General features: G+C 68.9%; 13 protein-coding genes. 8 read left to right on the top strand and 5 right to left on the bottom strand.

Annotation, left to right across the window (positions count from 1 at the left end; translation table 11 throughout):
• Positions 1-186 precede the first annotated feature (186 nt).
• Positions 187-579 (top strand): anti-sigma regulatory factor, encoded by a 393-nt coding sequence (locus tag BWI15_RS38425; protein WP_083750860.1) that lies wholly within the window; start codon positions 187-189, stop codon positions 577-579.
• On the top strand, positions 576-1,370 hold the full coding sequence (locus BWI15_RS18990) for an RNA polymerase sigma factor SigF (protein WP_083750859.1): 795 nt from the start codon (positions 576-578) through the stop codon (positions 1,368-1,370). Before BWI15_RS38425 ends, BWI15_RS18990 begins: the two co-directional genes overlap by 4 nt.
• A gap of 6 nt (positions 1,371-1,376) precedes the next feature.
• On the opposite strand, the gene BWI15_RS18985 is transcribed toward BWI15_RS18990, so the two are convergent.
• Positions 1,377-1,787: a hypothetical protein gene (locus BWI15_RS18985; protein WP_143465695.1), complete on the bottom strand. Its 411-nt coding sequence runs from the start codon at positions 1,785-1,787 to the stop codon at positions 1,377-1,379.
• 499 nt (positions 1,788-2,286) lie between these two features.
• On the opposite strand from BWI15_RS18985, the gene BWI15_RS18980 reads away from it, so the two are divergent.
• Complete coding sequence (locus BWI15_RS18980; protein ID WP_012922773.1) at positions 2,287-2,538, top strand: WhiB family transcriptional regulator; 252 nt, start codon at positions 2,287-2,289, stop codon at positions 2,536-2,538.
• A 271-nt stretch (positions 2,539-2,809) separates the two neighbouring features.
• Here the strand turns inward: BWI15_RS18980 and BWI15_RS18975 are convergent, their stop codons facing one another.
• On the bottom strand, positions 2,810-4,285 hold the full coding sequence (locus BWI15_RS18975; RefSeq protein WP_077015707.1) for a sensor histidine kinase: 1,476 nt from the start codon (positions 4,283-4,285) through the stop codon (positions 2,810-2,812).
• Positions 4,286-4,382: 97 nt separating this feature from the next.
• Between BWI15_RS18975 and BWI15_RS18970 the strand changes: the two genes are divergently transcribed.
• Positions 4,383-5,291 (top strand): DUF2785 domain-containing protein, encoded by a 909-nt coding sequence (locus BWI15_RS18970; protein ID WP_077015706.1) that lies wholly within the window; start codon positions 4,383-4,385, stop codon positions 5,289-5,291.
• Here BWI15_RS18970 and BWI15_RS18965 read toward each other — a convergent pair.
• The gene (locus BWI15_RS18965) at positions 5,288-6,352 is read right to left on the bottom strand and encodes an endonuclease/exonuclease/phosphatase family protein (protein ID WP_077015705.1); all 1,065 of its coding nucleotides are present in this window, start codon (positions 6,350-6,352) and stop codon (positions 5,288-5,290) included. The genes BWI15_RS18970 and BWI15_RS18965 overlap by 4 nt on opposite strands.
• A gap of 85 nt (positions 6,353-6,437) precedes the next feature.
• On the opposite strand from BWI15_RS18965, the gene BWI15_RS18960 reads away from it, so the two are divergent.
• The 3 genes from BWI15_RS18960 to BWI15_RS18950 all read left to right on the top strand — a co-directional run bounded on the left by BWI15_RS18960 (position 6,438) and on the right by BWI15_RS18950 (position 9,048).
• Complete coding sequence (locus tag BWI15_RS18960; protein ID WP_077015704.1) at positions 6,438-6,701, top strand: DUF3311 domain-containing protein; 264 nt, start codon at positions 6,438-6,440, stop codon at positions 6,699-6,701.
• The gene (gene mctP / locus BWI15_RS18955) at positions 6,698-8,356 is read left to right on the top strand and encodes a monocarboxylate uptake permease MctP (protein ID WP_077015703.1); all 1,659 of its coding nucleotides are present in this window, start codon (positions 6,698-6,700) and stop codon (positions 8,354-8,356) included. Before BWI15_RS18960 ends, mctP begins: the two co-directional genes overlap by 4 nt.
• A gap of 131 nt (positions 8,357-8,487) precedes the next feature.
• Positions 8,488-9,048 carry a DUF5317 family protein gene (locus BWI15_RS18950; RefSeq protein ID WP_237771353.1) on the top strand — a complete coding sequence of 187 codons (561 nt, stop codon included), beginning with the start codon at positions 8,488-8,490 and terminating at the stop codon, positions 9,046-9,048.
• 11 nt (positions 9,049-9,059) lie between these two features.
• On the opposite strand, the gene BWI15_RS18945 is transcribed toward BWI15_RS18950, so the two are convergent.
• Together BWI15_RS18945 and BWI15_RS18940 are read right to left on the bottom strand one after the other, a co-directional pair.
• On the bottom strand, positions 9,060-10,343 hold the full coding sequence (locus BWI15_RS18945) for an HD-GYP domain-containing protein (protein WP_168197340.1): 1,284 nt from the start codon (positions 10,341-10,343) through the stop codon (positions 9,060-9,062).
• Positions 10,340-11,620, bottom strand: coding sequence for an HD-GYP domain-containing protein (locus BWI15_RS18940; protein WP_237771352.1), 1,281 nt, complete (start codon positions 11,618-11,620; stop codon positions 10,340-10,342). Before BWI15_RS18940 ends, BWI15_RS18945 begins: the two co-directional genes overlap by 4 nt.
• A gap of 338 nt (positions 11,621-11,958) precedes the next feature.
• On the opposite strand from BWI15_RS18940, the gene BWI15_RS40740 reads away from it, so the two are divergent.
• Positions 11,959-12,033 (top strand): 50S ribosomal protein bL37, encoded by a 75-nt coding sequence (locus tag BWI15_RS40740; RefSeq protein ID WP_369759046.1) that lies wholly within the window; start codon positions 11,959-11,961, stop codon positions 12,031-12,033.
• The last annotated feature ends 54 nt before the right edge of the window (positions 12,034-12,087 follow it).

The following is a 12,087-nucleotide window of genomic DNA, read 5'->3' as shown; positions in this document are numbered from 1 at the left end:
CCGGACGGGACCGATCCGCAGAAGTGCGCGATATTGTGCGGTATCCCAGCACGCTCGACATCTACGCGCAATATCTCGGCGCAGGTCAGATCGATCCGGAGCCGTTGTGCATTGCCGGCTCCGAGCGGGGAAGATGTACGCGGTGGGCCGACCGCCCAGCCGATCAGGCCGCCAGGGAGGCAGCACGTGAGCAGCACCGGAACAGCCGCCGAGGTTCGCCTCAGCATTCCCGCGGACAGCGCCTACATCGCCGTACCGCGCTCGGTGGTCGGCAACCTCGCGGCCCGCAACGACTTCACCGTCGACGCGATCGACGACCTGCGGATCGCCGTCGACGAGGCCTGCTCGCTGCTGCTGCCCCAGGCGACCGACGGCGTGCTGGAGTGCGTTTTCGCCGTCGACCCGCCGCAGCTGACCGTACGGACCTCGGCCGCCGTACCGGCCGGCTGGATGCCGGACACCGACTCGTTCGGGTGGACCGTGCTGACCGCGCTGGTCGAGTCGGCCGCCGCGGAGATCCTGAACGGCCGCCTGACCATCACCGTGACGGCGACCGCCACCGCCGCGGAGAAGGCGTGACCGACGAGCGATCCCTGGGCGAACCCCAGGAACCCACCGACTTGCGTACCCGGACCGCCGAACTCTTCGCCGCGATGGGCTCGGCCCCGGCCGGCGACCCGGCCCACACGCTGGCCCGCGACGGGCTGGTCGGGCTGCACATGCCGCTGGTCGAGCACCTGGCCCGCCGGTTCCGCAACCGGGGCGAGCCGTACGACGACCTGGTCCAGGTCGCCACGATCGGGCTGATCAAGGCGATCGACCGGTTCGACCTCGAGCGCGGCGTGGAGTTCTCGACGTACGCGACGCCGACGATCCTCGGCGAGATCAAGCGGTACTTCCGCGACAAGGGCTGGGCGATCCGCGTCCCGCGCCGGCTGCAGGAGCTGCGACTGTCGCTGACGGCGGCGACGGCCGAGCTGACCCAGGAGCTCGGCCGGGCGCCGACGGTCGCCGAGCTGTCGACCCGGCTGGATCTGGCCCCTGACCTGGTGATCGAGGGGCTGGAGTCCGCGAATGCGTACAACACGCTGTCGCTGGACGCCCCCGACCAGAACGAGGCCGACGCGACGACCGTGCTGGACGGGCTCGGCGGCGAGGACGAGGCGTTGGAGAGCGTCGAGTACCGGGAGTCCCTCAAGCCACTGCTGGCCCAGCTGGACACCCGGGAGAAGCGGATCCTGACGCTGCGGTTCTTCCGGGGCATGACGCAGTCGCAGATCGCCGAGGAGATCGGCATCTCGCAGATGCATGTCTCCCGGCTGCTGGCCCGGACCCTGACCGAGCTGCGGGCGGGCCTGCTGAAGGAGTAGCGGGCTTTACAGGACCGGCGGCTGGTCGCGGCTCGGGTCGTCGCGCAGCACCTCGGTCGACGCCTTCTGGAAGATCGCCACCAGTACGCCGATTGCGGCGATCGCCAGCACGACCGAGACGGCCTTGGTCGACCCACCCCAGAAGCTGTAGGCCATCAGCACCTGGATCAGCTGGGTGAACACCGCCGGGCCACGGCTCCAGCTCGAGGCCCGGGACAGTCCGCGGGCCACCAGCAGCAGGCCTGCGCCGTACGCGAGCAGGAACAGGGTCGTGGTCAGGCCCAGCACCAGCCGGGTCCGGTCGATCGTAAACGCTTCGGCAAATCCGAGAACGACGACCACGAGGCCTTCCGCAGCGACCACCGCCGCGGCTAACTTGAGCGGACGCGGTACGACTACGGAGGAATCGGTCGGCACTGCGTCAGCTTACGCGGCGGAGGTTCGGCTGGACTGGCTTGGCTGCCAGTACGGCGGAACGTCCGGCGCGTGGCAGCTTCACGCCCCGGCGGACTGCTGTGAGGAGCAGTGCGTCGCAGGGCAACGGCGTGCCCGGGCCCACCCCTGCCCCGGGTGCTCCGAGGGTCGGAGAGCCTTTCCCCACAGGGATTCGAGGTTTTGCGTAACCCCGAGGCGGTTGGATCGGTTACTTGCAGTGAACGGGTGCTCGCAGCCAGAACCTCACGTTCGGATAGCGGACGTGATGATCCGCTGTGCACCGGTTCGGAGTGTTAAGGAAGCGTTGTGATCGGATCGACAAGTCCATAACCCTTGTATCGCCAGCGCGACATTGGGAACATGGAGTCGTTCGTGAAAACGTTCACAACGCTCGCACCACCCCCGTGCGATTAAGGCCACGCGGATCGGGCACAGACCGATCTTCAGCGTAATTCGACTACCGAGAGAGATGGGATTCGCCATGGATTGGCGCCACCGGGCCGTTTGCCTCGATGAGGACCCGGAACTGTTCTTCCCCATCGGCAACACCGGGCCCGCGATCATGCAGATCGAGGAGGCCAAGCAGGTGTGCCGTCGTTGCGACGTGCGTGAGCAGTGCCTTGCCTGGGCACTGGAAGCCGGCCAGGACCACGGTGTCTGGGGCGGCTTGAGTGAGGACGAGCGCCGTGCGCTGAAGCGCCGGAACGCCCGGGCCCGCATCCGCACCGCCTGACGCAGCAACACGATGGGGCCCCGCGGGATCCGCGGGGCCTTTTGATTTCCAGGCGTTCTGCGCCCCACCAGGTTGCCGACGGCCCCCACCGTGGCGTCCGAGGAACTATGGGTGACCACCAACAGTTAGCTGTCACCCACGGTTGCTCCGACGTCACGATCCAGGGCCCAGGCCTTGGCGACCAACGGCGGGGTTTTCGTCCGCGTGGTCGTGCGGTTGCGCGGCCGCGATCACGGCGCCACCGACGTGAGGATCTTCGGGTGCGGAGCGGTCAGTCCTTGACCGGGATGTCGAGCGTGACGGTCGTCCCCGGCCCCGTGGTGCGGGGCTGGAAGTCCAGCGTGCCGTCGAGCTCGCCGAGCACGAGCGTGCGGACGATCGACAGTCCGAGGTTGCCGGAGGTTTCGGAGTCGAAGCCCTCCGGCAGGCCGCGGCCGTCGTCGGAGATGACCACGCGCAGCCGGCCGACCGCACGATGGGCCTCCAGCTCGATGGTTCCGCTGGCGTCCTCGCCGGTGCGGGCTCCGAAGGCATGCTCGACGGAGTTCTGCATCAGCTCGGTCAGCACCATCGCCAGCGGCGTCGCGACTTCGGAGTCCAGGACGCCGAAGCTGCCCGACCGCCGGATCCGCACCGACGTGGCGACGGTCGACACGTCGGCCACCATCGCCGCGACCCGGTCCGCGACGTCGTCGAAGTCGACGTGCTCGTCGAACGACTCCGACAGCGTCTCGTGCACGATCGCGATCGACCCGACCCGGCGGACCGCCTCGGCCAGCGCGGCCTGGCCTTCGGGCACGGTGATCCGCCGGCCCTGCATCCGCAGTAACGCGGCGACGGTCTGCAAGTTGTTCTTGACGCGATGATGAATCTCCCGGATGGTCGCCTCCTTGGTGACCAGCTCCCGCTCCCGGCTGCGCAGCTCCGTCACGTCCCGGAGCAGGATCAGCGCGCCCACGTGCTCGCCCCCGGCCCGCAACGGGATCGCCCGCAGGAACAGCGTCGCGTCGGCGTTCTCGATCTCGAGCTCCTTGGCGGCCCGCCCGGTCAGCACCGACGCCAGCACGTCGTCCACCTTGTGCCCGGAGTGCAGCAGCTCGCCGGTGACGTCCTTGAGCCGGCTGCCGACCAGATCGGTGACCAGTCCCATCCGCCGGTACGCGGACAACGCATTCGGGCTCGCGAACGTCACCATTCCGTGCCGATCGACCCGGATGCACCCGTCCCCGACCCGGGGCGTGGTGGACAGCAGCCGCTCCCCGCCGTACGGGAAGATGCCGTCGGTGATCATCCGGGCCAGGTCGGTCGCGCTCTGCAGGTAGGCGATCTCCAGCCGGGACGGCGTCCGGACGCCGAGCAGGTTGGTGTTGCGCGCGATCACCGCGATCACCCGGTCGCCGCGCCGGACCGGGATCGTCTCGACCCGCACCGGCACGTCGTCGCGCCACTCCGGGTCGCCCTCGCGGCAGATCCGGCCGCCGTCGTAGGCCTGGTCCAGCAGCGGCCGCCGCTCGCGCGGGATGAAGCTGCCGACGATGTCGTCCAGGTACGCCGTGGGCCCGGTGGTCGGCCGCATCTGCGCACCGGCCCAGAAGCCCAGGCCCTCGGTGTCGGGCAGCCAGAGCACCAGGTCGGCAAAGGACAGGTCGGCCAGCATCTGCCAGTCGGACACCAGCAGTTGCAGCCGGTCCAGATCGGCCTGGTCCAGGGTCGTGTGGTTGCGGGCCACGTCACTCAGCGAGGGCACGCTGTCGAGCCTAGCCTTACTGCTCGGCTCGACAGATTCCGCCGATGGGTGTTGATTGATCTGTGCCGGAGCCGGAGTCGAGTGAAAGGATGTCTCGGTGGAGTCGACGTCGTACTGGCAGGACGTGATGGCCGCGGACTATGCGGTCCCGCACGACCGTGCGCTGACCGACCTCACCGAGGAGCTCGTCCGTGGCCTGGCCAGTACCAACCCGCAGATCCGCGACGCCCTGGCGTATCCGACGCTGGCGACCTGGCTCGAGCGCGGCGTGTACGACGACCTGCTGCCCGGCTTCGGTGACGGGCTGTGCGCCGGCCTGAACTACGGCCTGGGCGAGGACGGCACCGACACGGTCTTCCGGCGCTCCTTCACCGCGCTGACGCTGGCCGAGGTGATCCACCGCGACAACGCCGAGTTCCTGGTGCACGACGAGGTGGTGATGCGCTGGGGTGACCGGCTGGCCACCTGGTTGCTGCGCGAGCGCGACCTGCGCGGGTACGTCGCCGACTGCGGCTGGGCGCACGCGGTCGCCCACGGCGCCGACGCGATCGGCGCGCTGGCGCGGTCCCGGCACTGCGACGCGGGCGTGCTGCGCGCGCTGCTCGACGTACTGGCCGACCGCATCGTCAAGGACACCCCGTACCGCTGGGTGCACGAGGAGCACGACCGGGTCGCGCACGCGGTGATGACGATCCTGCACCGCAACATGCTGAGCAGCGACGAGCTCGAACGCTGGCTGAAGCCGATCGCCGCGACCGCCGCGCAGCAGCCGATGATGCACGAGACGCTGCCGGAGTGGCCGACGCCCAACGTGTTCAACGCCCGCGGCGTACTGCACGTGTTGCTCAGTCAGCTCGCGATCGGCGTGAAGGGCTTCCCGATCCCCGGCGACGACGACCTGTTCGGCCGCCCGATCGAGTCCCGCGCCGACCTGCTGCTGATGGTCACCGAGGCCGTCCGCGCCTCCCAGCCGTACATCTACCGCCCGGCACCGGCACCCAGCTAAGACTTCCGGACGGCGACCGCCGCGATCACCGCGCGGTGGTCGGTGCCGTCGAGCTCGTAGGTCTTGAACCGGCTCGGTTCGACTCCGACGCCGGCGACGACGTGGTCGATCTGCGTCCGGACGAACGCCGGCCGGTTCGCCGGCCACGTCCCCTGCAGGCCCTCCCCCACGGCGGGCCCGACGCTGCGGCAGTTCCGCCCGAGCGCGTCCCGGAAGTCCGCGTGGTCGGTGGTCGCGTTGAAGTCACCGGCCACGATCGTCGGTACCTCGGACGCGCACCACTTGCGCAGTACGACGAGGTCCTGCTTCCAGGCGGCCATCTCGGACGGCAGCGGCGGATAGCCGTGGTAGGCGATCAGCCGCAGATCTCCGAGCGTTCCACCGGTCACCACGATGTGCCCGAACCGGGTGGTCGTCTGCTGGATCACACCGGCCTGGCCCGGCTCGGGCTTGCCGGTCTGCGGCTCCGGACTGGGCAGGCCGGCGCTCACCCGGCCGGGGTCGAGGGTGTCCGCGGTGAACTGGACCTTGCCGAGCGTGGCCGACACCAGCACGCTGGTCGCGCTCTCCGGCGCGGAGTTCGCCTGCACCGTGTACCCGTTGTAACCAAGGCCGCGCAGCTCCTGCTCGATCCGCTCCCGGACGTCGACCTGGGCCTCGGGCAACGACACCAGGTCGGGCCGCTGGGTCCGGATCAGCTTCGCCACCTGCTCGGGGTCGGCACCACCGCCGAGCACGTTCGCGACCATCACGATCAGCGCGCGCGAGCCGGGCTCGGGCGGGTGCGGGTCGGAGATCGCCCGCGGCGCGGTCAGCGCCGCTCCGGTCAGCACCAGCCCGACGACGAGGGCCGACGCCAGCCGCCAGCTGCGTCGCAGCAGCATCAGCAGGGCAAGCACCAGCACGAGCGCCAGCAGCTGCGGCCGGAACGCGACCAGCTGCGGCAGCGGCGTCACCTCGTCCAGCCCGAACAGCTCGGGATAGAGCGGCACGGCAACCACCAGGACGAAGAGCGTGGACAGCACGACGCTGCGTACCCGCCAGGCGGTCTCGTTGTCCATCGATCTCCCCCTATGTCTAGTCGCTGTCCGGCACCGACCGGTAGCGTTCTCCGTTGCGCCCGCCCGTGTCCCCGAGGAGGTTGCTGTGTCCAAGCTGTCCGCGGTGAGACCCGCGTTCTGGATCGCCGGCGTTCTGCTGGCGGCTTCAGTCGTGGTGCCTCTCCTGGTCTCCACCTACGCCAGAGACGAACCCCGGCTGTGGGGATTCCCGTTCTTCTACTGGTACCAGTTCCTGTGGGTGTTCCTGTCCGCGATCGCGGTCAGCATCTCCTACCGGCTGGTGATCCACGAGGAACGCAAACGCCGCGCCGCCGAAGGGCTGAGCGCCGACAAGGAGGGTGACCGGTGAAGAACGTCGAGTGGGTCCAGCTGACCATCGTCGTGCTGATCTTCGTCGCGGTGACCGTGATGGGGTTCATGGCGGCGCGCTGGCGCAGGACCGGTGAGCTGGACAGCCTCGACGAGTGGGGTCTGGGCGGGCGGGGCTTCGGCACCTTCATCACCTGGTTCCTGCTCGGCGGCGACCTCTACACGGCGTACACGTTCGTCGCGGTGCCCGCCGCGATGTACGCGACCGGCGCCATCAGCGGCTTCTTCGCGGTGCCCTACACGATCGTGGTTTACCCGATCATCTTCGTGTTCATGTCCCGGTTGTGGTCGGTCTCGCACCGCAACGGCTACGTGACGCCGGCCGACTTCGTCGGCGGCCGCTACGGCAGCCGCGCGCTGTCGCTCGCGGTGGCGGTCACCGGCATCCTCGCGACGATGCCCTACATCGCGCTGCAGCTGGTCGGCATGCAGGCCGTCTTCGAGACGATGGGACTCGGCGGCGACAACCTGCTGGCCAAGGACCTGCCGCTGCTGATCGCGTTCGCCGTGCTCGCGGCCTACACCTACTCCTCCGGTCTGCGCGCGCCGGCGATGATCGCGTTCGTCAAGGACGGCCTGATCTACCTGGTGATCGGTGCCGCGATCCTCTACCTGCCGGGCCAGCTCGGCGGCTGGGACAGCATCTTCGACGCCGCGAAGACCAAGATGGAGTCCACCTCGCCGACCACCGGCAAACCGGTCGGCTCGTTCATCCCGGGTGAGGCCGGCTACTCGGCGTACTGGACGCTGGCGCTGGGATCGGCGCTGGCGCTGTTCATGTACCCGCACTCGGTGACCGCCGTGCTGTCGACCAAGAACCGCAACGTGGTCCGGCGCAACGCGGCGATCCTGCCGGCGTACTCGCTGCTGCTCGGGCTGCTCGCGCTGCTCGGCTTCATGGCGATCAAGGCGAACGTCGACATCAAGGGCCTGGACGGCCTGGCCAACCCGCAGCTGGCCATCCCGCGGCTGTTCGACCAGGAGTTCCCGGCCTGGTTCGCGGGCATCGCGTTCGCGGCGATCGCGGTCGGCGCGCTGGTGCCGGCGGCGATCATGTCGATCGCGGCGGCGAACCTGTTCACCCGCAACATCTACCGCGACTTCCTGAAGCGGGACGCGACGCCGGCCCAGGAGGCGAAGGTCTCCAAGCTCGCGTCGCTGCTGGTGAAGTTCGGTGCGCTGGTCTTCGTGCTCGGCATGGACAAGACGATCTCGCTGAACCTGCAGCTGCTCGGTGGCATCTGGATCCTGCAGACCTTCCCGGCGATCGTGGTCGGCCTGTTCACCCGGTGGTTCCACCACTGGGCGCTGCTGGCCGGCTGGGCGGTCGGCATGGTCTGGGGCACGATCACGGCGTACAACGTGGTGAACCCGGCGACCGGCAAGCACTTCGGCGGCTCGCTGGCGAACGTGCCGTTCACCGACACGCAGGTCTACATCGGGCTGACGGCGTTCGGGATCAACCTGATCGTGGTGGTCGTGCTGACCTTGATCCTGCGGGCGCTGAAGGTCGCCGAGGGCAAGGACTTCACGCACAAGACCGACTACCTGGCCGACGCCGGGGACCCGGGCGTGAAGGACCTGGACGAGCTGCTGGACGAGGGCGGGACCGGCCCGGCGGCCGCGAAACCCTGACCTGGCGGGGCTCTGACGACGGGCGGTCTCCCCTCGAGGGAGGCCGTCCGTCACGCTGTGCGGTCGTTTCGACACGCTCGGAAGCACGGCGGTGCCCGGATTCGGGCAACCGGCGGGGCAGAATCGCGAACGTGCTGCTGGTCCTCCTCGTGATGGTGCTGGCCGCCGGAGCGGCGTTGCTCACCGGCGGCCGCTTCGTCTCCCTCGCCGACAACACTCTGTCCGGCCTGCACTGGCTCGCGGCCGCCGCCACCGGTCAGCTGCTCGGCTCGGTCACCGGCGGCATCGCCCACCCGGTCGGCCTGATCGGCTCGGCGGTCTGCATCGCGGTCTTCCTGCGCCAGAACCTCCGCCGCCCCGGCGTCGCCCTCCTGGCCCTCGGCTTCACCGCCAACGCCTTCGTCGTCGCCCTGAACGGCGCGATGCCGGTCTCCCGCACCGCGCTGTCCCGCGCCGGCCTCGACAGCTTCGTCGACGACCCACGCCACGAGCTCTCCGGGCCGCACACCCTGCTCCCATGGCTCGGCGACGTCGTCCCCGTCGCCCTGCCCTGGCTCGGCCAGGCCGTCAGCCCTGGCGACGTCCTGATCGCCGCCGGCGCCGGCCTCCTCCTGTACGCCGGCCTCGGCGGTACGGGGCGCATCCCGGCCGAGTCAGCACCGACCTGGGCAGAGCTGGGACACCGCTCCTGACCGGCTGATTCCTAGAACCGAAACCCGCGCCCGACCACGCGCCGCAGCGACTCCACCACCACCGGGTCGTACTCCGCCCCGATCCCCAGCCCGATCGACTCCATCGCCTTGTCCGGGCTCTGCCCCGTGCCCTCGCCCACCAACTGCTCGTAAGCGAGCGCGACGTTCACGATCCCGCTCTCCACCGGAATCTGCGAGTTGTTCGCCCGCCCGTGCCGATAGGGATCGTTGGAATGCCGAACGATCTCGGCCACATGATCGAGCACTCCGGACCGCTCGATCACCGAGGCCCCGATCTCGGCGGCCCGCTGCCGCTCCTCCCGGTTCCGCAGCAAAGAAGCACCACCGGGACTCGGATCGGCCAGCGCCAGCTGCCCGACGCCCGACAGCAACGCGGCGTACTCCAAGGCCTCCATCCGATCCGGCCGCAGGCCGAGGTCATTGCCGAGCGCCACCGCGAGACTCGCCGTCCGCGCGTTCTGCCCGGGACTGCTGAACCCCGCGATCTCCGTACTCCGCGCCATCGACCGCACCGTCGCCCGGTACGTCCGCTGCGCGGCAGCGAACCGCCGGAACGCGAACTGGGTCAGCAGCAGCGGCACGATCACCAGCGGTGGAGCCCACAGGCCCAGCAGCGACGTCCCCGCTGCGAGCAGTACTCCACTGATCGCCATCGCCATCCCGATCCGCCCCATCACGACGAGTTCGTCGCGCAGCGCGGCCGGGAACGGCCGGTTGTAGCGTTCCGTGGTCTGACCGGCGCCCACCACGGCGTCGACGATCCCGGCGGACAGCACGGCGAGCAGCATCGTGCTTGCCAGCGGCAGGGCATGGGTCCAGGACCCGTTCCACGACAGGCTGTCCGGTGTGATCAGGGTGAACACGGCAGCGGCGCAGGCCACCGACAGCACCCGCCGGCTGGAGATCACCAGGTCCCAGCCGAGGCCTGCCACCGCTCGGGGCAGAATTCCGAGCAAGGTGGCGATCCCGGTGACCGCGACGATCTGGGCGAGGTCAGGCGGCACCTGCAGTGCGGGCCCGCGCAACATCATGTATCCGAGGGCCGCACTGGTGGCGATCGGTGCCCTGTTGCGGCTCCGGTCGACCCGGAACTGCACCATCTCTCCAACCGCCACAAGCAGTCCGAAAGCCAGCGCGAACGGCCACTCGGTCAATCCCCGTCGTGCGGTGATGAAGAGCGCGATCAGGCCGATCGTGCCGCAGGCGACGACGATCACCACTCCACTGCTCAGCTTGCGTGACTCCAGGCCGTCGGTCTCTCCCGCCAGGATCACGGTCCGGCCGCCGATCCGGCGGCTCCGCCGCTGCTGCCGAGACTGAGGTCGTCGTGGTCGATGGTGGCCTCTACGGTCGCGTCCGGCTGCGGCTGTTCGGCGGCCGCCGCGGTCCAGCCGTGCGTCCTGATGACGGTGACGAAGGCATCGACCAACTGTGGATCGAAGTGTGAGTAGCGGTCCTGCTCCAGGATCGCCAGCGTCTCCTCGATGCCCCGCGCCGGCCGGTAGGACCGGGTCGAGGTCAAGCAGTCGAAGGCGTCCACGATGCCGATGATCCGCGCGAAGTACGGGATGTTGGTCCCACTGAGCCCCGCCGGGTACCCGGTGCCGTCGTACTTCTCGTGGTGGTGCAGGACGGCGGATTTCACTTCCTCGAGGAACGGGATGTTCCCGATCAACTCGACTCCCCGGGCAGGATGCAGGCGAATCGTGTCCATCTCCGCGTCGTCCAGCTTTCCCGGCTTGCGGATGATGCTGGTCGGCACTCCGACCTTGCCCACGTCGTGCAGGAGGCCGGCGTGCTCGAGCGCGTTCTGCCGGGCCTCCGGCAGGCGCAGGTGCCGGCCGAGCATCCCGACTCCGGTACTGACCCGCTCCGAGTGTCCTCTGGTGTAGAGGTCCTTGGTCTCGATCACCTGGATGAACGCGCGCAGAGTGGCGGCCTGTGCCGCTCGCTCGGCCTGGTACTGCGACAACGCCCACCGGACGACGATCAGCGGGACCACGACCAGCAAGCACGCAGACAATCCGAGTCCACCGATCCACATCACGGCCAGCAGGACTCCGAGCGCGCTGTAGCCGAGCATCGGCAGGAAGGTCGGGGCGATGACCGACCGGAGGAAGTCTCCGACCCGGACCTGACCCTCGAGCCACAAGATGATGCTGACCAGGGCGGCATTGGTCAGCTGATGACCGATGGTGCCGGCCAGCGCCGCGGTGAACGCCATCGGTACGTGATGGAAGACTTCCTCGCCCACCGGTCCCCCGACCGCGGCGTAGGCAAGTCCTCCTCCGCCAGCCGCGAGGACGCGGTACGACGGGTTGAAGATTCGTTTGACGGCAGGTGACGGCTGCCTGAGCTGCGGCAGGTAACCGAACACCGCAACAGCCACCGCGTACCAGGGTCCGGCGATCACGAACACCGCCACCAATGCGACGGAGTCCAGTGCTGCCGGATGGTTGGGGAGGACCCTGAACCGCAACGCTCCACCCAGAAGCATCAGCAAGGCGAGGGTTGCAACGCGAAGATCGATGGTGATCCGCGTGAATGACATGACCAGAACCACCGAGGCGGCTGCGGCGATGACGGCGACCGCAGGGCGGAGCATCGAAGCTCTCACTAGGCCGTCACCTCTGGTCTTCCGCTACGGCAGACTTCACCAGTCCCAGCTGTCGCTCGTCATGATAAGTCACCTCCGACCAGCGGCGTAGTATCGAAAACCCGACGAATCGGGCCAGGGGCATCGACAGCGCAACGCTGACTCTCTGAATTTTGCTCATTCGACGTGCGCCGAAACACTGTAAGCCAGCGACCAACTCGCTGCACGGTCCGCAAGCTGGGCCGTGATATGAGAGACTGTGACTCTTTGCAGTTGTTCCGAGGAGGCTTTTGATGGGTAAGACCGGCCGCAAGCGCCGTGCACGCAAAAAGAAGGGCGCGAACCACGGCAAGCGCCCGAACGCCTGAGTCAGGCGGCTACGCAGAGCAAGGACCTCGGCTTCGCCGGGGTCCTTTGCAATT

Source organism: Kribbella sp. ALI-6-A (assembly GCF_001984195.1).
GTDB lineage: Bacteria > Actinomycetota > Actinomycetes > Propionibacteriales > Kribbellaceae > Kribbella.
This window is presented reverse-complemented; position numbering and strand designations above follow the sequence as displayed.

Coding starts and splice junctions, on each gene's coding strand:
- BWI15_RS18980 (WP_012922773.1), top strand. CDS start 2,287: ATGGATTGGCGCCACCGGGCCGTTTGCCTCGATGAGGACCCGGAACTG.
- BWI15_RS18965 (WP_077015705.1), bottom strand. CDS start 6,352: ATGGACAACGAGACCGCCTGGCGGGTACGCAGCGTCGTGCTGTCCACG.
- BWI15_RS18940 (WP_237771352.1), bottom strand. CDS start 11,620: ATGTCATTCACGCGGATCACCATCGATCTTCGCGTTGCAACCCTCGCC.